Here is a 16,191-nt window from a genome sequence, read left to right as displayed (position 1 = left end):
AGGGTTGCGGCGCCCTGTGAGCCGTGGTCGGATCGGGCTGTGAACCCGTGCGAGGGGTGAGGGGTATGCGGCAGCTCTACGTGCAAGGAACCTGGGCCGACTCCGCGTCGGGCGAGGCGGTCGAGGTGATCGACCCGGCGACCGAGAAGGTCATCGGCCGCGTGCCCGCGGGGTCGGCGGCGGACGTCGACCGCGCCGTGGCCGCCGCGCGCGAGGCCTTCCCCGCGTGGGCCGCCACCACGCCCGCCGAGCGCGGCAAGCTGCTGAGATCGGCGGCCGACCTGCTCAAGGCCCGCGCCGAGGAGGTCGCCAGGACGATCGCCACCGACATGGGCGCGCCCTACGGCCTCGCGCTCAAGGTGCAGACGCTCATGCCCGCCGGGGTGCTGGCCGACCACGCCCGCCTGGCCGAAGAGCTCTCCGAGGCCGGGACGCGCGTCGGCAACTCACTGGTCCTGCGCGAGCCCGCCGGCGTCGTCGGGGCCATCACGCCGTGGAACTACCCACTGCACCAGGTCGTCTGCAAGGTCGCCCCCGCCCTCGCGGCCGGATGCACCGTCGTGCTCAAGCCGAGCGAGGTGGCCCCCCTGGCCGCGTACGCGCTCGCCAAGATCTTCCACGAGGCGGGCCTGCCCGCCGGGGTGTTCAACATGGTCAGCGGCCGGGGCCCGGTCGTCGGCGAGGCGATCGCCGCCCACCCGGACGTCGACATGGTCTCCTTCACCGGCTCCACCCGCGCGGGCAGGCGCGTCGCCACCCTGGCGTCGGAGACGGTCAAGCGGGTGGCGCTGGAGCTCGGGGGCAAGTCGGCCAACATCATCCTGCCGGGCGCCGACCTCGGCGCGGCCGTCAAGGCGGGCGTCGCCAACGCCTTCGTGAACTCGGGCCAGACCTGCTCGGCGTGGACGCGCATGCTCGTCCACCGCGACTCCTACGACGAGGCCGTCGAGCGCGCCGTGGACGCAGCGTCCGGCTACACCGTCGGCGACCCCTTCGACCCGGCGACCCGCCTCGGCCCCCTGGTGTCGGCCGCCCAGCGCGACCGCGTGGCCCGGTACATCACCCGGGGACAGGAGGAAGGCGCCCGGCTCGTCGCCGGCGGCGGCCTCCCCCCGGGGCCGGGCTACTTCGTCGAGCCGACCGTCTTCGCCGGGGTCGAGCCCGGCATGGCGATCGAGCAGGAGGAGATCTTCGGCCCGGTGCTGTCGATCGTCCCCTACGCCACGCAGGACGAGGCCGTCGAGATCGCCAACGGTACGCCGTACGGCCTGGCGGGCGCGGTGTGGGCACGCACGCAGGACGAGGCGGTGGCCGTGGCCCGGCGGCTGCGCACCGGCCAGGTGGCGATCAACGGCGGCCGGTTCAACCCCGCGGCGCCGTTCGGCGGCTACAAGCAGTCCGGCATCGGCCGCGAGCTCGGCGAGTTCGGGCTGGAGGAGTACTTCGAGCTCAAGTCCCTGCAGTTGTGAGCACGGCGGCGGGGCAGGGCACGGGCACGCGACGGGTCCGGCGGATCGGCGCGTTCGACGTCGCGCTGGCGCTCGGCGGCCTGCTGCTGGTCGTGCTCGCCCTGCAGAACGCCGGCCCCGCGCTGGCGGCCCTGCGCGGCCAGGGCACGCAGGGCACCTTCACCGCACGGCGGCTGGAGTGCGTCGAGCACCCGGGTCACGAGCAGTGCTCCTGGCTCGGCACGTTCCGGTCCGCGGACGGCAGGGTCGTGCGGGACGGGATCGCCTTCTACGGCAGCGAGCGGGGCACGTTCACCCCGGGGGCGGCCTCGCCCGCCTTCGACACCGGCAGGCCCGGCCATGTGTACGGCCCGGGGGGCTCGAACGAGTGGACGGTCGTCGCCGGGCTGCTGCTCGCGGGCCTGGCGCTCGTGCTCAGGCCCGTCGCGCGACTGGTGCGCCCCAGGATTGCGGTGGACGCCTGAGGCGGGGTCAGGGGGTCTGCAGGAGGATCTTGCGCGCGGCGTCCTTGGCCAGGCGGTCGACGTACAGGATGCCTTCGAGGTGGTCGTACTCGTGCTGGAAACAGCGGGCGAGCAGGCCCCGGGCCTTCAGCCGGACCGGCCGCCCGAGCCGGTCGAACCCGCTCACCGAGACGCCGGCCGCGCGGGGCGTGCGCGCGTACAGGGGCTTTCCGGTCTCGCGGCCGGGCACCGACAGGCAGCCCTCCTCGTCCAGGACCTCGCCGGCGTCGTCGACGGTCAGCTCGGGGTTGATCACGTGCCCCTTGCGCCCGGCGGCGTCGTAGACGAACAACCTCCTGGACACGCCGATCTGCGGCGCGGCCAGCCCGACGCCGTCGGCGGCGTACATCGCCTCCATCATCTCGTCGACGAGCCTGCGCAGATCCCTGTCGAACTCCGTGACCGGATCGGCGGGGGTGCGCAGGACGGGGTCACCGATCACGCGGATCTCGCGCATGAAGCTCTCCTGTAAGAGGTCACCTGGCGTAGTGCCTATTACTGTAATGGAATCGGGGCCGGTGGCGCGCCCGCCGCCCGTACGGCGCGGCCTGATGGACCCGCGCCGGACGGGACTGCGACAATAGGGGGGTGCGCGTCTACATCGCCGCCGATCACGCCGGCTACGAACTGAAGAATCACCTGGTCTCGACGCTCAAGGAGCGGGGTCACGAGGCCGTGGACGAAGGTCCCTTCGTCTACGACGCCGAGGACGACTACCCGATTTTCATATTCCGCGCCGCCGAGGCCGTGGCCAACGACCCGGGCAGCTTCGGCGTGGTGATCGGCGGCTCGGGCAACGGCGAGCAGATCGCCGCCAACAAGGTGCGCGGCATCCGCGCGGCCCTCGCCTGGAGCGAGGAGACCGCCGAGCTGGCCCGCCGCCACAACGACGCCAACGTCATCAGCCTGGGCGCGCGCATGCACTCGCACGAGGAGGCCGCGCGCTTCGTCGAGGTCTTCCTGGAGACCCCGTTCTCCGGCGACGAAAGGCACAGGCGCCGCATCGCCCAGATCGAGGCCTACGAGGCCACCGGAGTGATCCCCCCGCTGCCGTAGGGCTGTGCCTATTGCCGCGCCTCCGGCACGGCGGTTCGGGGCGCCCCTTTTGGCGGCGTTCTTCCGCCCTCGCAGGCAAGGGATCGTTCCTCACCCTTGCCCGCGAGGACTCCAGAACACCGCCGCGCCCCGAACATGCCTATTGCCTCGCTCCGGGCGGGTCAGGAGTCGCGGTGGCGGGGGTCGGGTCTGCGCTGAGGCTCGGTGCCGCGCGTCGTCGCCTCGGTCTTCCTCGCCTGAGGGTCGGCCTTGCGGGTGGCCTCGTCGCGCAGGGGGCGCCGGTCTGCGGCGTCCTGCTGCTCGCCGGTCGGGCGCGAGACGTCTCGCGCCCGCATCGCCGTGATCGGGGTGATCTGCAAGCTTTGAAGTGCCATGTCCAGATGGTAGGCCGCCGAACCGCCTAGCGGAGCGGGGCCATAGGCGTGTTCGGGGCCCAAAGGGCGGCCACGCCGAGCCGGAGGCTTGGCCATGAACGCCATGAACGCCATGAACACTGCCTAAAACATAAGCCCTCCCCACGGGTGGGTCTCCCAGGACATGGCCGCCGACAGCGCGCGGATCGCCCCCGGCCGCGTCTCGCGGATGATGCCCGCGGCCTCGTAGGAGCCGAGCGCCCGGCCGCCCAGGTACGCGGCCCCCAGCACGCTGACCGGAAGCTCGATGTCGGCCGGGTCGTTCGTGCGGTGGCAGGTGGCGCCCGAGGCGTCGGCGGACAGCCGCCACCGTCCGGCGTTCCACGGGCAGAAGGTGTCGGTGACATCGATGACGACGTCCACGGGCGCGGAGTAGGCGCGGTAGGGCAGGGCGCGGTCGACGTCCACCACGCGCGCCCACATGTCGTCCAGCCAGCCGGCGTTCAGCAGGCGCGGCTCGGCGAGCAGGTGCATGAGGGGGTCGTCCACCGGCCGGCTCGGGGCGAACACCCGCGCGACCAGGTCACGTTCGAGCACGTGCCGCCACAGCAGCGCGTACGCCGCCGGGTCCAGCCCGAACAGGTCGAACACCCGTAGCTCGCCGTCCGGCAGGTCGTGGTCGGTCACGCCGGCCTTCGCGCGGAACAGGACGTAGCCCCGCGGCCCGGAGTCGTCCTCGGCCACCACGCAGCGCAGCGAGGACCTGCCCCGGCGGGCCTCTTCGTCGTCGGCCAGCACCGCGTCCCACGCCGCCGGGGTGCGCCGGTACAGGCCGGGACGGCTCGGCAGGACGGACTCGAACACCTTCTCCAGGTCGCCGCGCGCCGCGGCGGGACGCGCCACGCGCAGCCGCAGCGAGGGGTCCGACGGCGCGTGGCCGGCGAGCCGCGCGCCGCGTGTCGGGATGCGGAAGAACAGGTTGTCCACGGCCCTGCCGTAGCCGAACCGGCCGTAGATGGCCCCTTCGGAGGCGTACAGCAGCGCCACGGGCTCGCCGCCCTCGTGCAGGCTTTCGAGCTGGGCGCGCATGAGCCCGGACAGGATGCCTCTGCGCCGGTGCGAGGGAATGACACAAACGGCCGATACACCGCATACGGGGCGTGGCCCGCCGGGCAGCGTCATGGTGAGGCTCAGGCCCACCGTGGAACCCACCAGCCGGTCGCCGTCGTAGGCGCCGAGCGTGCGGTCGAACTCCATCAGAGCCTTGAACCGCGCGACCCGCGCGGGGCTGTAGTCCTCGACGAAGGCTTCTTGGTCGATCTCCACCCATTGCGGCCAATCCGACTCGTCCATGGGGCGGATGACCGTCTCTGGCCTGGGCTTTGGTTGGCTGTTCATCCGATTAACGTTAGGGCCGGGCAAACCGGATCGGCCACCTAATATCCCCGTTTAATGATCAAGGTCTTGGTCAAGTCTGCTGCCCAAAGGGCCGGGGGACAGATAGAGTCGAGGCCATCATGAGTTCTCGTCCGGCGCCGCTGATCCCTCCACGGCTCCGCGCGATCTTGGTTCGCGTCCCGTTCCTCGTGCGGATCGTGCGCTTCCTCCGCAGGGGGCCACTGGCGCGCGACCGGAACCTTCTCATCACCCTCAGCGCGCTCACGCTCCTGCTCGGCGCGCTCGCCGCGCGGGTCTCCGCCGAGTGGTTCTCGCCCAGCCTGCTCATCCTGGTCACGCTGGTCGGTGGGCTCCAGCTCCGGCTGCGCAGTCTGGCCGTCCTCATCGGCGCGGTGGGGGTCGCGCTGGCCTACATCGCCGCAGTCCTGGGCTTCCGGTCGGTCGGCCCCGGGCTGCTCGTCACCATCGGCTTCACCACCGTGCTCGCCTTCCTCATGGCCCGTACGCGCGGCAAGCTCGGCGTCCAGGGCCTGCGCGGCGACGCCATGCTGCTGGAACTGCGCGACCGGCTCAAACGGCAGGGCGACCTGCCCGCGCTGCCCAAGGACTGGGGCAGGCGCGTCGTGCTCAAGCAGGCGGGTGGCTCCTCCTTCGGCGGAGACTTCCTGGTCTCCACGCGCCACGGGTCGATCCTGGAGGTCGCGCTGGTCGACGTGTCCGGCAAGGGCGTGGACGCGGGCACGCGCGCCCTCATGCTGTCGGGCACGTTCGGGGGTCTGCTGGGCTCGGTCGAGTCGTTCCTGCCCGCCTGCAACGCCTACCTCCACCGCCAGCCCGAGGGGGAGGGGTTCGTCACGGCCGTCCACCTGCGCCTCGACCTGGCCACCGGGGCCTACGAGATCACCTCGGCCGGCCATCCCCCCGTGGTGAAGTTCGACGCGGGAACGGGCACCTGGCAGGTGTCGGCGGCCAAGGGCGTGGTCCTGGGCGTCGTGCCCGATCTGCACTGCGAGCCCGACAGCGGGGTCCTGCACAAGGGCGACGCGCTCATGCTCTACACCGACGGGCTGATCGAGCAGCCCGGGCGGGACATCGACTCCGGCCTCGACCGGCTGCTCGGAGAGGCCGAGCGCCTGGTGCCCTCGGGCTTCCACGACGGCGCGGGTCCCCTCGTCAACTCGATGTCCGCGGGGCACAACGACGACTGCGCCCTCATCCTCATCTGGCGTCCCTGACCTGCCGGTCTCTACAGCCAGCCCGCCTCGGCGGCGATCCTGACGGCGTCCACGCGGTTGCGCGCCCCGGTCTTGCAGATGATGCGGGATAAGTGGTTTCGGACCGTTCCTACGGATAAATAGAGCTTCGCCGCGATCTCCTTGGAGGCGGCCCCCTGCGCCGCGATGCGCAGCACGTCCATCTCGCGGGGCGTCAGCGGGTTGTCGGCCGAGGTCAGCGCGGCGATGGCGAGGTCGGAGTCGACGGCCTTGCGCCCGGCGGCGACGCGGCGGATGCCGTCCGCGAGGTGCTCGGGGGCGATGTCGATGCTCAGGAATCCCAGCGCGTGGGCCGCGAAGGCGCGCCGGACCTGGCCTGGATTGGGCTGGCCCGACAGCAGCAGCACCCGGCAGCGGGGAGCCTTCTCGTGCAGGCGCGCGGCGGCGGTGAACCCGTCGACGTCCGGAAGGTCCACGTCGATCACCGCGGCGTCCGGGTCGAGTTCAAGCGCGGCCGGCATGATGTATTCGCCGGAGGCGACATCGGCGATCACCATGAGATCCTGCTCCCCGTTCAGCGACGCCACCAGTCCCCGGCGTACCAGCGGGAGATGTTCGGCGACCAGGATGCGTATCAAGGCGCTCCCTTGAGTGGCCCTGGAACAGATCCGGCAAATGCCGCTTCGCCGGTTCATATCCCACGGTGTCTAGATGATTGCTTACCGTCAATGCAGTCTCCCGATTCGGTCCACGCCGCGCAAGTCACTCCTACGGTTGGTCGTCGATGCGGTCTTTCGGGGTACGGCGGGGTCCGCCGGGGAGTTCGGTTAGGCTCGGAGGGGGCAATGTAAACAGCAGGCATCTTCTCCGCAGGTGGGGGTAGCACCTATGAGCTGGCTCATCGTGGCCGGGTTTCTCATCTTCTTCCTCGGGATGGCCTTGTCCATTGCCCTGCACGAGTTCGGGCACCTGGTACCCGCCAAGTTCTTCGGGGTCAGGGTCACGCAGTACATGGTCGGTTTCGGTCCGACGGTCTGGTCGCGGCGCCGCGGTGAAACCGAATACGGCCTGAAGTGGATTCCGTTCGGCGGTTACATCCGCATGATCGGCCCGCTGCCCCCGCGGCCCGACGACGGCGGCAAACTGCGCTCCATGCCCACCGGCCCCTGGCAGGGCCTCATCGAGAGCGCCCGGCAGGCATCCCTGGAGGAGGTCGGCCCCGGCGACGAGGACCGCGTCCTGTACCGCAAGCCGTGGTGGCAGCGCCTCATCATCTTCCTCGGCGGCCCGCTGATGAACTTCGTGCTGGCCTTCGCCCTGTTCTCGGTCGTCTTCATGGGCTTCGGCATCGAGGTCACCAAGCCCACCGTCGCCAAGGTCTCCGAGTGCGTCATGACCCTCGCGCAGGAGACCAAGGGGCAGAAGTGCGACTCGTCCTTCAAGCCCACGCCCGCCGCGCAGGCGGGCCTGCGGACGAACGACACGATCGTCTCCTTCGGCGGCACGCCCGTGCGCACCTGGGAGGACGCCACCCGGCTGATCCGCGCGCACGGCGCCGGCCCCGTCGCCATCGGCATCCACCGCGACGGCAAGCCGATGACGCTCACCACCACCCTCATCGCCCAGGACCGCCCCTCGGCCGCCGATCCGAGGAAGATGGACAAGAACGTCGGCTTCCTCGGCGTCACGCCCGTCATCGTCGTCGAGAAGCAGGGGCCGGGGTACGCCGTCGGCGCGATGTGGAACATGACCGTCCGCACGGCGCAGGCCCTGGCGCAGTTCCCCCAGAAGATCGTCGGCGTGTACCAGGCAGCCTTCGGCGGGGCCGAGCGCGCGATCGACAGCCCGCAGAGCGTCGTCGGTGCGGGCAGGATCGGCGGTGAGATCGCCGCCTCCAAGCTTCCGCTGGAGGGGAAGATCGCTCTGTTCCTCCAGTTGCTCGGCGGCATGAACCTCGCGGTCGGCATGTTCAACCTCGTCCCGCTGCTGCCCCTGGACGGCGGCCAGATCGCGGGCGCGCTGTGGGAGGGTCTCAAGCGCGGGTACGCCCGGGTGCGCCGCCGCGCCATGCCGGGGCACGTCGATATCGCCAAGGCCCTGCCGCTGACGTACGGCGTGGTGGCGGTGCTGTTCGTGGTCTTCGGCCTGCTGATCTACGCCGACATCGTCAACCCGATCCGCCTGACGGGCTGACCCTCACTCGCCGGAGGCGCCGCCCGGCCGGCGGCGCCTCGTCCGGCGTTCAGTACATCGAGATGTGCACGTGGTCGAAGTGGTTGGCCGTGACGCCGCCCCGGTCCTCCATCGCGCGCCAGCCCGGGAAGCCCAGGTTGTAGATGCGCTGCCGGTAGATGACGTACTTCACGCCCAGCTTGCCGCCGTTCTTGATCGCCCAGGCGGCGATCGCGTCGCCCAGCGCCGCCTGCCCGGCGGACGGCATCGCGCCGCCCGAGCTGAGCATGAAGTCGCAGGCCCTCCCCAGCGGATGCTCGCCGGAGTCCTCGGGCCGGTAGCAGCCGACCGGGAAGCTCAGGTCGAAGTGGCTGCGCACCTCCGCCCGCATCAGGCGCATCCGCGGGGTGATGTTGTCGCTCCCGGCGGGCAGTTCGGGGGCCCACGATCCGTTGGCCCGCTTGCCGGGCGCGGTCGGCACGAGCGCGTCCAGCTTGTCCTTGATCTGGCCGATCAGCCGCTCGGCGTCCTTGCGCTGAGCGGTCACCTCGGCCACGTCGCCGCGCAGGCGCACGGTGAGCCGCGCGGCCTCGTCCGAGGCCTTCCTGCGCTCGTCCCGTACCACCGCGAACTTCGCGATCTTGGCGTTCTGCTCGTCCTGGAGCTGGAGCAGCAGGGCGGCGCCGCCGTAGCCGGGGGACATGAGCTGGCCCGCGACGCCGAGGTCGCCCGCCTGGTACTGGAGCTGGGCGAGGTCGCCCACCTGCTCCTGCACCGCCTCCAGGCCCTGCTCGGCCTCCTTGAGGCGTGAGCGCGCCGCCTTCTCGGCCGCCTTGGCCTCGGCCACGGCGACGCGCTTGGCGTTGTACTTCTCGATCAGCCGGTCGACCTGCTTGCCGAGCGATTCCAGTTGTGCCTTGAGCTGCTTCTCCGTCGGTTTGGGGGCGGCGCTCGCGGCCGCCGCCGGGGCGAGCGTGTGCCCGGCCATGGTGAACATGGTGAGAACGGTCATGACGCCTGCGGCCACGGTGGCGTGGCGGCCGGTGGTCGGGGGCAGAGCCCTCTCCTCTCCATCCGCCGACCGGGTTAGCTGACGGGTTCGGGCCGGAGCAGCCCTACCACGACGTGGATTCACCCCAGAACCGTTGGGTCCCCGGTTCCCGGGCGGGGCACCCGGGATTAGGCGTACCGACCGTTACGGCCGGTGTTCGATGGATGTTAGTGGTTGACCGTACCTCGCGGTAGCTTTGTGGTGAATTGTCCTAAAAACCGTCTTGTGTCCGGAGTTGTCGGGCCGCCTCCTCGGGCGGCACGTCGTTCACGAAGGCGCCCATGGCGGACTCCGACCCCGCCAGGTACTTCAGCTTCTGCGGCGCCCTGCGGATGCTGAAAAGCTGCAGGTGCAGGTAGGCGAGGTCGCGCCCCTCGCGCACCGGCGCCTGGTGCCAGGCCGCGACGTACGGCATGGGCACGCCGAACAGGCCGTCCAGCCGCCGCAGCACCCCGGTGTACAACGGGCCGAACGCCGCGCGCTCCTCCACGTTCAGCGACCCCAGGTCGGGGACCCGCCGGTTCAGGTACACGTGCACCTCGAACGGCCAGCGCGCCGCGGCGGGGACGAACGCCGTCCAGTGGTCGTTCGCCGCCACCACGCGGATCTCGGCCTTGCGCTCGGCCGCCAGAACGTCGGCGAACAGGTCGCCGCCCGTACGCTCGCGGTAGCGCGCGGCGGAGGCGAGCATCTGCCGGGTCCGCGGGGTCACGTACGGATACGCGTAGATCTGCCCGTGCGGGTGCGACAGGGTGATGCCGATCTCCGCGCCGCGGTTCTCGAAGCAGAACACCTGCTCCACGCCCGGCAGCGCGGACAGCTCCGCCGTCCGGTCCGCCCAGGCCGTCAGGACCAGATCGACCCGCTCGGGGGAGAGCGCGGCGAACGAGGAATCGTGCTCGGAGGTGAAGCACACCACCTCGCACCGCCCCACGCCGGGCCGCACCTCGCTCAGCCCGCCGGGCTCCTCGTAGGTGCCCTCGTGGTCGCTGAAGGAGGGGAAGCGGTTCTCGAACACGGCGACGTCGTACTCGGGGGAGGGGATCTCGGTCCGCCTGCCGGGCACCGAGGGGCACAGCGGGCACTGGTCGGCGGGAGGAAGGAACGTACGGCCCTGCCGGTGCCCGGCGACGGCGACCCACTCGTCCATGATCGGGTCGTGGCGGAGCTCGGAGGCCCGGGGCCGCGCGGGCAGCTCGCGCGTGTCGGGCGCGCCGCGGTCGGCGTCGTCACGCCGGTCGAAATAGATCAGCTCGCGTCCGTCGGCCAGGTGGGTGACGGTTCGCTTCACTGGGCCGCCACCTGCGCCGCCTCGCCCGGTTCCGCCAGCACCAGCGTGCCTACCTGGTCGGACAGCAGGGGCCTCGCCTCCTCCGGCAGGCCCGTGTCGCTGACCAGCACGTGCGCCTCCTCCAGTTTGGCGATCGTGCTGATGCCGACGGTGCCCCACTTGGTGTGGTCGGCCAGCACGACGAGCTGCTGCGCGGCGGCGACGAGCTCCCGGTTCGTCTCCGCCTCCAGCAGGTTGGGTGTGGTGAAACCCGCCCGCGGGTTCATGCCGTGCACGCCCAGCATCAGGGTGTCGACGTTCAGTTCGCGGATCGCGGCCACCGCGACCGGCCCGACCAGCGCGTCCGATGGCGTGCGCACCCCGCCGGTGAGCACCACGGTCTGGTCCGGACGGCCCGCGCGGTGGAAGACGTCGGCCACCTGCAGGGAATTGGTGATGACGGTCAGCTCGGGGACGTCGACCAGGTGGTGGGCGAGGGTCCAGGTCGTCGTGCCGGCCGACAGCGCGACGGCGGTGCCGGGCCGTACGAGCTCCGCGGCCCGGCGCGCGATGGCCTCCTTCTCGGCCTGCTGGCGCACGGACTTCGCGGCGAACCCGGGCTCCTCGGTCGACCCCGCCCCCGTGGCCGTGGCGCCGCCGTGGACCTTCTCGATAAGCCCTCGTTCCGCCAGGACCTCCAGGTCGCGGCGGATCGTCATGTCGGACACCCCGAGCTCGCGCACCAGATCGGCGACCCGCGCCGCGCCGTTCCTACGTACGCGCTCGAGGATCGCCTGCTGCCGTTGCTGGGCCAGCATCGTCGCTCCTCTTCAACAGATTTCCCCAAATTATCACATATTAGTACCGGTCCAATGTTGGAATGTGATGGCGGAACGCTCACTTCGACGGACCGGCCGCTGTGACGATTCGCGACGTCCCCGGCCCGCGTCTGCGCTCTCTTTGACGTTTGGGCCTTGTGCGGCACCCGGTCACGGGACCAGATTGGAAACAGGAATCGAACAGGAAGGGACGCCAAGATGGCCAGACGTGCGCGCAAGGGCCGGGCCCGCAAGAAGAGGAAGGCCAACCACGGCAAGCGGCCGAACGCGCGCTGACCCTCCCCGGGGCCTCCAAGCCGCGCTCAGGCCCCTTCCGGGGCTCCTTCGTCCTCCAGGCGCCCGCTGCGGCCCCAGGCCGCCAGCAGGCGCGTCTGCGCGTCGGCGTGGTCCGGTGACAGCGGGCGATCTCCTATCACTCCTGCCTGCCGGTAGGACTCCTCGGCCCCGGCGAACCACGCCGTGCATACCTCCACCAGCTCCGGGTCGAGGCGGTCGTCGCCGCCGATCGCCGTCGCGAGGTCCCACGTGTGGATCAGCGTGTCCGCGAAGAGCTCGGTGATGTACTCCTCGCCGGGAATGTCCCCGAAGGGCAGGCGGACCGTGCGGGTCGGCACGTCGTCCGGCTCCATCGCGCGCACCGCGGCCGCCGCGGCGACGTCGAACGCCTTCACCGGGTCGTCCCCGAGCAGGTCGCCGTCCAGCAGATCACCGAGTTCCCCGGCCGACCTGCCCGCGAGCAGCTCCGGCGCCCACAGGCTCTCGCCCACCAGATGCTCGACCAGAGTGCGGACGTTCCAGTCCGCGCACGGCGTGGGGAGACGCCACTGGTCGGCCTTGACCTGGTGCACGTACACGCCGAAGTGGTCGAGAGCCCGGCGGTACGCCTCGCGGATGTCCATCGTCATCATGCCCCTCCCGCGTCCTCGCCCCCGACGTTAACCCGCCGCGCAAGAACTCGTCAGGGGGCCCTGCGCCCGCCTCTCAGCGGGAGGAGCACCGGCGTGTCGTGTCTATTTCACCCGAGACCGGCCAGCGCGTCCTCGACCGCCCGGTGGAACGTCGGATACGCGTAGATCATGCTCCTCAGCCGCTCGACCGGGATCCGCGCGTGCACCGCGAGCGTCAGCAGGCCGAGCACCTCCCCGCCGGACGGTCCCGCGCACGTCGCGCCCGCCAGGACGTTGCCGTCCGCGACGAGCTTCACGAAGCCCTCGGACCGCGCGATCCACCCGCGGGCGGAAAGCGGCGTGACGGCGACGCGCACGTCCAGGCCCTGCTCCCGGGCCTGCCGCTCGGTCAGCCCGACCGCGCCGACCTCCGGATCGGTGAAGGTCACACGCGGCACGGCGTGGTACGCCGCCGTGGGGCCCGGCTTGCCGAGGATGTCGGCCAAGGCGATCTTCGCCTGGTATGTCGCCATGTGGGTGAAGTTGCCTTTACCGGTGACGTCGCCGACCGCCCAGACGCCGTCGGCGGCTCGCATGTGGTCGTCCACTTCGATCGCCCGCGCCGACTCGTCCAGCCCGGCCGCGCCCACGCCGAGCGCCGGGAGGTCGGTGCGGCGCCCCGTGGCGACCAGCAGTCGCTCGGCGCGGTGGCTGCCGCCCTCGGTCATGACCGTGAAGGCCGACCCGTGGTGGTCCACGCGGGTGACCGCGGTGCCGGTGCGGACGGTGACGCCCTCGCCGCCGAACACCTTGGCGATCAGCTCGCCCGCCTCCGGCTCCTCCTGGGGGAGCAGGCTCCCGGCGGCCTCGATGACGGTGACCCGCGCGCCGAAGCGGGCGTACACCTGAGCGAGTTCGGCCCCGACCGCGCCGCCGCCGAGGACGATCAGCGACTCGGGCATCCGCTCGGCCTCGATCGCCTGATGGTTGGTCCAGTACGGGGTGCCGTGCAGCCCGGGGATCGGCGGCACGGCCGCCTGCGAGCCGGTCGCCACGACCACGCCCCGGCGGGCGCGCAGCACGCGGGCGCCGCCCACGAGCACCTCCCGCGGGCCGGTGAGCTTCCCACGGCCGCGCACGAGGGTGCCGCCCTTGCCGATGAACCGGTCGGCGGCGGCCTTGTCGTCCCAGTCGTCGGTCGCCTCCTCGCGGATCCGGCGGGCCACGGGCGCCCAGTCGGGGGAGATGGACGCCTCGCCCGACATGCCCGGGATCCGCCGGCCCTCGGCGAGGAGATCGGCCGCCCGGATCATCATTTTGGACGGGACGCATCCCCAATAGGGGCATTCGCCGCCCACCAGGCCTGCTTCCACCCCGGCGACGGCGAGCCCGGCCTCGGCGAGGCTCCCGGCGACCTCCTCACCACCCGGCCCGAGGCCGAGGACGATGACGTCGAACTCTTCCGTTTCCGCATCCATGGCCATCCTCTGCCCCGACCGATATCCGCCGAACGTCACCTCCATTTAAGGATGTCCGAAAAATCGAAACCCGACGGCGTATGGGGTGGCTACACGCCCGGCACGCGGGGCGGGGCGCTGGAGAGGCCCCGGACGGTCAGATCCACGAGCTGGCGCAGGCGGGTGCGCAGGACGGCCGGGGGTTCCTTCTCCTGGGTGATCCCCGCGAGGGCGTCGACCAGGATGGTGGCGGCGTCGCGCGCGGACAGCGCGTCGCCGAGCAGGTCGAGCTCGCCGGCGGACGCGGCCAGGATGTCCTCCACCACCGCGAGGTGTCTCTCTTTGACGGCGCGCACCACGTCCTCGGCGATCACGCTCGCCTCGGAGAACATCTCCGCGCGGAACTCGGCATCGACGGTTCCGCAAACGGCCCCGCAACGTGAAAGGCCCGGGCGGGACGGCGTCCTACCTGGGCCTTCGGAACGAGAGCGGACGACGGGAATCGAACCCGCGTAGCCAGTTTGGAAGACTGGGGCTCTACCATTGAGCTACGTCCGCGCGAGCCGGTCGCCGTCTGGTCTAGACTTCATCCGGTCGTCAGGACGTAAGCGTACCGGAGATTCCGAGTGCGCGAACGGCCCGGCGTTCCGGGGTGTAGCGCAGCTTGGTAGCGCGCCTGCTTTGGGTGCAAGAGGGCCTGATGTCAAGTTACCCCTTAGACCCCCCTTCCGACCTGCTGATATGAGTGCCGCGCCTGCGGACTTCTAACGGCGTGTTAGACGGCCTGTTGGAACCACGGGCGACCTCCATGAGCCGTGGCGTTTGGTGGAGGGCGGAGTTGCCGGTTGGAGTAGGTGCCTCGCCCGCCAGTTGAACAAGGGCGAGTCGAGCTGCCGGTCACCTGATCAGCAGGTGGCGAGCATCTCGGTCAGCGCGTCCCGCTCCGCGGCCTGGAGGGTGAGCGCGTAGGCGTGCTTCACCGCGATCCACGCCGAGGCGTAGGTGCAGCCGAAGCCGGCCAGGGGTGGTTGCCAGGTGGAGGGGTCCTGGTCGCTCTTGCCCTGGTTGACGTTGTCGGTGACCGCCCACAGCTGGGGCGTGGCCAGGTCGTTGGCGAAGGCACGTCGTTGCGCGGTGGTCCAGGCCCAGGCGCCGGACCGCCACGCTTCGTACAGCGGCACCATGTGGTCGATGTCGATGTCGGACGCGGCCATCCAGGTCGCGCCGTCGTAGGGGCTGTACCAGGTGCCGGAGGTGGCGGCGCAGAAGGCGTTGACGACGACGGCGCTGCCATCGCGCCGTAGCACGGTCTCGCGGGTGTTGCAGGTCCCGGAGATGGTGATCCAGTGCGGGAACAGCGTGCGGTTGTAGCTGTCCTGATGGGTCTCCTCGGCGACGACGAGGGCGTTGAGCTGGGCCGCGGCGGTGGCGGGGTCGGGGATTCCTGGCGGCTCGGCCCTCGCCGGCGCGGCGCCGAGTACGGTGAGCAGTCCAGCAAGTAGCACGGTCGCGAAGGATGCGGACGTGAAAGCGGTGAGTCGGGACACCGGGGCTCCTTCGGCCATCCGTCTCGGCCGGCGTCGGGCTGCCGGTCGGGGGCGAGTTGGACGGTTCGCCTCGACCATGACGGTCCCCAAGTGATCGCGCACCGGCTTTCACAGAAAGTGACGGATCAGTCACTCCACGGCCAGGGCGTGGGTGGGGGCGCCTCATGAGGCACGCCTGGCCCGCTCTCCGCGACGTTGGGCAGGCCGCCTAGCTGGTTTCCAGGCGCGGGGCTCACTAGAATCGCGCTGCCCGGTCGCACATGCACAGCGCCCGCTCCTCCGCGAGGGAGGGGCGGGCGCTTTCTGCGTGTCGGCGGCCGGGTGTGGTCAGTCTGGAAGCGCGTCGAGGATTAGGGGGATGGCGCCGAGCAGTGCGGCTACGGCCAGGACGAGTTTCGCCATGCCGCTGGGGGCGGCGGCGGTGGATCTCCTGATCGCGTAGGCGGCTACCGCGAGGGCGGCGAGGACGATACTCGCTTTCGCGGCTATGAGCAGGGTTGACTCCATTCGGTCTCCTAATATGGATTGCCGGGCTATTGCCGCCTCGTCCGTATTGCTGCGGTTGGTATCGGTCCGCATACGGTCCGCGATCGGCAGTCGCACTCTAACGGAGTGATCGTGAATGCGTATCAGGATCGCCGATCAATCGCATGCGGCCGCCAATGGATCGCCCTGACACCCTGGACAACCAGCGAGGAGACGCTATTGTCGCCCGGGAGCAGGGACCGATTGCCGGGCCTGCGCGTAGGGCGGGGCGCCGACCGGGGTGGTATCCGGGGAGCGCCCCGTCCGCTCATCGCGCAGGCAGAGACACGACCTTCGCCATGTCTGCCAAATTCACGACTCCGGCGAAGTCGTTCATGTCCGCAGACGAGGCTCTCGGCATCACCATGTCCCGCTTACGCCGCTACAAGCTGGACCGGCCGTAGCGGGATCGACCACCCGCTGTTACCGCGTCGATCGCCGTGATCGAAG

The 16,191-nt window shown here is 70.9% G+C and carries 17 protein-coding genes, 2 tRNA genes and 1 riboswitch; of the genes, 6 read left to right on the top strand and 13 right to left on the bottom strand.

Going from position 1 to position 16,191, the window contains the following annotated elements:
• Nucleotides 1-65 precede the first annotated feature (65 nt).
• Complete coding sequence (locus AB0H21_RS31285) at nucleotides 66-1,469, top strand: aldehyde dehydrogenase family protein (RefSeq protein WP_358523796.1); 1,404 nt, start codon at nucleotides 66-68, stop codon at nucleotides 1,467-1,469.
• Nucleotides 1,466-1,933, top strand: coding sequence for a hypothetical protein (locus AB0H21_RS31280; RefSeq protein ID WP_358523793.1), 468 nt, complete (start codon nucleotides 1,466-1,468; stop codon nucleotides 1,931-1,933). Before AB0H21_RS31285 ends, AB0H21_RS31280 begins: the two co-directional genes overlap by 4 nt.
• 7 nt (nucleotides 1,934-1,940) lie before the next feature.
• Here AB0H21_RS31280 and def read toward each other — a convergent pair whose 3' ends face one another.
• A complete protein-coding gene (gene def / locus AB0H21_RS31275) occupies nucleotides 1,941-2,429 on the bottom strand; it encodes a peptide deformylase (RefSeq protein WP_358523790.1) in 489 nt (162 codons plus the stop codon).
• 131 nt (nucleotides 2,430-2,560) lie between these two features.
• Here def and AB0H21_RS31270 point away from each other — a divergent pair, with 131 nt between their 5' ends.
• A complete protein-coding gene (locus AB0H21_RS31270; RefSeq protein ID WP_358523787.1) occupies nucleotides 2,561-3,028 on the top strand; it encodes a ribose-5-phosphate isomerase in 468 nt (155 codons plus the stop codon).
• Nucleotides 3,029-3,189: 161 nt separating this feature from the next.
• Here the strand turns inward: AB0H21_RS31270 and AB0H21_RS31265 are convergent, their stop codons facing one another.
• Both AB0H21_RS31265 and AB0H21_RS31260 read right to left on the bottom strand, forming a co-directional pair.
• Entirely contained in the window at nucleotides 3,190-3,402 is a 213-nt protein-coding gene (locus AB0H21_RS31265; RefSeq protein ID WP_358523784.1) for a hypothetical protein, read from the bottom strand.
• 123 nt (nucleotides 3,403-3,525) lie between these two features.
• Nucleotides 3,526-4,779 carry a GNAT family N-acetyltransferase gene (locus AB0H21_RS31260; protein ID WP_358523781.1) on the bottom strand — a complete coding sequence of 418 codons (1,254 nt, stop codon included), beginning with the start codon at nucleotides 4,777-4,779 and terminating at the stop codon, nucleotides 3,526-3,528.
• A gap of 119 nt (nucleotides 4,780-4,898) precedes the next feature.
• Here AB0H21_RS31260 and AB0H21_RS31255 point away from each other — a divergent pair, with 119 nt between their 5' ends.
• Nucleotides 4,899-6,014 (top strand): PP2C family protein-serine/threonine phosphatase, encoded by a 1,116-nt coding sequence (locus tag AB0H21_RS31255; RefSeq protein ID WP_358523778.1) that lies wholly within the window; start codon nucleotides 4,899-4,901, stop codon nucleotides 6,012-6,014.
• 11 nt (nucleotides 6,015-6,025) lie between these two features.
• On the opposite strand, the gene AB0H21_RS31250 is transcribed toward AB0H21_RS31255, so the two are convergent.
• Nucleotides 6,026-6,631 (bottom strand): response regulator transcription factor, encoded by a 606-nt coding sequence (locus AB0H21_RS31250; RefSeq protein ID WP_358523775.1) that lies wholly within the window; start codon nucleotides 6,629-6,631, stop codon nucleotides 6,026-6,028.
• A gap of 250 nt (nucleotides 6,632-6,881) precedes the next feature.
• Between AB0H21_RS31250 and AB0H21_RS31245 the strand changes: the two genes are divergently transcribed.
• Entirely contained in the window at nucleotides 6,882-8,186 is a 1,305-nt protein-coding gene (locus AB0H21_RS31245) for a site-2 protease family protein (RefSeq protein ID WP_358523773.1), read from the top strand.
• A 49-nt stretch (nucleotides 8,187-8,235) separates the two neighbouring features.
• Here the strand turns inward: AB0H21_RS31245 and AB0H21_RS31240 are convergent, their stop codons facing one another.
• From AB0H21_RS31240 to AB0H21_RS31210, 7 genes are all read right to left on the bottom strand, one after another.
• Nucleotides 8,236-9,177, bottom strand: a complete 942-nt coding sequence (locus tag AB0H21_RS31240; RefSeq protein WP_358523770.1) for a hypothetical protein — start codon at nucleotides 9,175-9,177, stop codon at nucleotides 8,236-8,238.
• Between the two features lie 49 nt (nucleotides 9,178-9,226).
• A riboswitch (cyclic di-AMP (ydaO/yuaA leader) is annotated at nucleotides 9,227-9,361 on the bottom strand.
• A 66-nt stretch (nucleotides 9,362-9,427) separates the two neighbouring features.
• On the bottom strand, nucleotides 9,428-10,507 hold the full coding sequence (gene galT, locus AB0H21_RS31235) for a galactose-1-phosphate uridylyltransferase (RefSeq protein ID WP_358523768.1): 1,080 nt from the start codon (nucleotides 10,505-10,507) through the stop codon (nucleotides 9,428-9,430).
• Entirely contained in the window at nucleotides 10,504-11,304 is an 801-nt protein-coding gene (locus AB0H21_RS31230; RefSeq protein ID WP_358523765.1) for a DeoR/GlpR family DNA-binding transcription regulator, read from the bottom strand. The genes galT and AB0H21_RS31230 overlap by 4 nt, the downstream gene beginning before the upstream one ends.
• Nucleotides 11,305-11,627: 323 nt before the next feature.
• The gene (locus AB0H21_RS31225; protein ID WP_358523762.1) at nucleotides 11,628-12,233 is read right to left on the bottom strand and encodes a TIGR03086 family metal-binding protein; all 606 of its coding nucleotides are present in this window, start codon (nucleotides 12,231-12,233) and stop codon (nucleotides 11,628-11,630) included.
• Nucleotides 12,234-12,340: 107 nt separating this feature from the next.
• Complete coding sequence (locus AB0H21_RS31220) at nucleotides 12,341-13,690, bottom strand: NAD(P)/FAD-dependent oxidoreductase (RefSeq protein WP_358523760.1); 1,350 nt, start codon at nucleotides 13,688-13,690, stop codon at nucleotides 12,341-12,343.
• An 89-nt stretch (nucleotides 13,691-13,779) separates the two neighbouring features.
• Nucleotides 13,780-14,061, bottom strand: coding sequence for a hypothetical protein (locus AB0H21_RS31215; protein WP_358523757.1), 282 nt, complete (start codon nucleotides 14,059-14,061; stop codon nucleotides 13,780-13,782).
• A 95-nt stretch (nucleotides 14,062-14,156) separates the two neighbouring features.
• Nucleotides 14,157-14,227: transfer RNA gene (locus tag AB0H21_RS31210), tRNA-Gly, on the bottom strand.
• A gap of 90 nt (nucleotides 14,228-14,317) precedes the next feature.
• Here AB0H21_RS31210 and AB0H21_RS31205 point away from each other — a divergent pair.
• Nucleotides 14,318-14,386: transfer RNA gene (locus AB0H21_RS31205), tRNA-Pro, on the top strand.
• Nucleotides 14,387-14,574: 188 nt separating this feature from the next.
• On the opposite strand, the gene AB0H21_RS31200 is transcribed toward AB0H21_RS31205, so the two are convergent.
• The gene (locus AB0H21_RS31200) at nucleotides 14,575-15,216 is read right to left on the bottom strand and encodes an HNH endonuclease family protein (protein WP_358523754.1); all 642 of its coding nucleotides are present in this window, start codon (nucleotides 15,214-15,216) and stop codon (nucleotides 14,575-14,577) included.
• A 327-nt stretch (nucleotides 15,217-15,543) separates the two neighbouring features.
• Complete coding sequence (locus AB0H21_RS31195; RefSeq protein ID WP_358523752.1) at nucleotides 15,544-15,723, bottom strand: hypothetical protein; 180 nt, start codon at nucleotides 15,721-15,723, stop codon at nucleotides 15,544-15,546.
• Between the last annotated feature and the right edge of the window lie 468 nt (nucleotides 15,724-16,191).

Source organism: Sphaerisporangium sp. NPDC051011 (assembly GCF_040653595.1).
In the GTDB taxonomy this organism is placed as follows: Bacteria; Actinomycetota; Actinomycetes; order Streptosporangiales; family Streptosporangiaceae; genus Sphaerisporangium.
Note: the sequence above shows the minus strand (reverse complement) of the source record. Positions and strands in the feature narration are given on the sequence as shown.

What these genes read in the sequence shown, in the direction of transcription:
- AB0H21_RS31265 (WP_358523784.1), bottom strand. Translation starts at nt 3,402, where the DNA reads ATGGCACTTCAAAGCTTGCAGATCACCCCGATCACGGCGATGCGGGCG.
- AB0H21_RS31230 (WP_358523765.1), bottom strand. Translation starts at nt 11,304, where the DNA reads ATGCTGGCCCAGCAACGGCAGCAGGCGATCCTCGAGCGCGTACGTAGG.
- AB0H21_RS31215 (WP_358523757.1), bottom strand. Translation starts at nt 14,061, where the DNA reads ATGTTCTCCGAGGCGAGCGTGATCGCCGAGGACGTGGTGCGCGCCGTC.
- def (WP_358523790.1), bottom strand. Translation starts at nt 2,429, where the DNA reads ATGCGCGAGATCCGCGTGATCGGTGACCCCGTCCTGCGCACCCCCGCC.
- AB0H21_RS31285 (WP_358523796.1), top strand. Translation starts at nt 66, where the DNA reads ATGCGGCAGCTCTACGTGCAAGGAACCTGGGCCGACTCCGCGTCGGGC.
- AB0H21_RS31260 (WP_358523781.1), bottom strand. Translation starts at nt 4,779, where the DNA reads ATGAACAGCCAACCAAAGCCCAGGCCAGAGACGGTCATCCGCCCCATG.
- AB0H21_RS31240 (WP_358523770.1), bottom strand. Translation starts at nt 9,177, where the DNA reads ATGACCGTTCTCACCATGTTCACCATGGCCGGGCACACGCTCGCCCCG.
- AB0H21_RS31225 (WP_358523762.1), bottom strand. Translation starts at nt 12,233, where the DNA reads ATGATGACGATGGACATCCGCGAGGCGTACCGCCGGGCTCTCGACCAC.
- AB0H21_RS31255 (WP_358523778.1), top strand. Translation starts at nt 4,899, where the DNA reads ATGAGTTCTCGTCCGGCGCCGCTGATCCCTCCACGGCTCCGCGCGATC.
- AB0H21_RS31195 (WP_358523752.1), bottom strand. Translation starts at nt 15,723, where the DNA reads ATGGAGTCAACCCTGCTCATAGCCGCGAAAGCGAGTATCGTCCTCGCC.
- AB0H21_RS31245 (WP_358523773.1), top strand. Translation starts at nt 6,882, where the DNA reads ATGAGCTGGCTCATCGTGGCCGGGTTTCTCATCTTCTTCCTCGGGATG.
- AB0H21_RS31220 (WP_358523760.1), bottom strand. Translation starts at nt 13,690, where the DNA reads ATGGATGCGGAAACGGAAGAGTTCGACGTCATCGTCCTCGGCCTCGGG.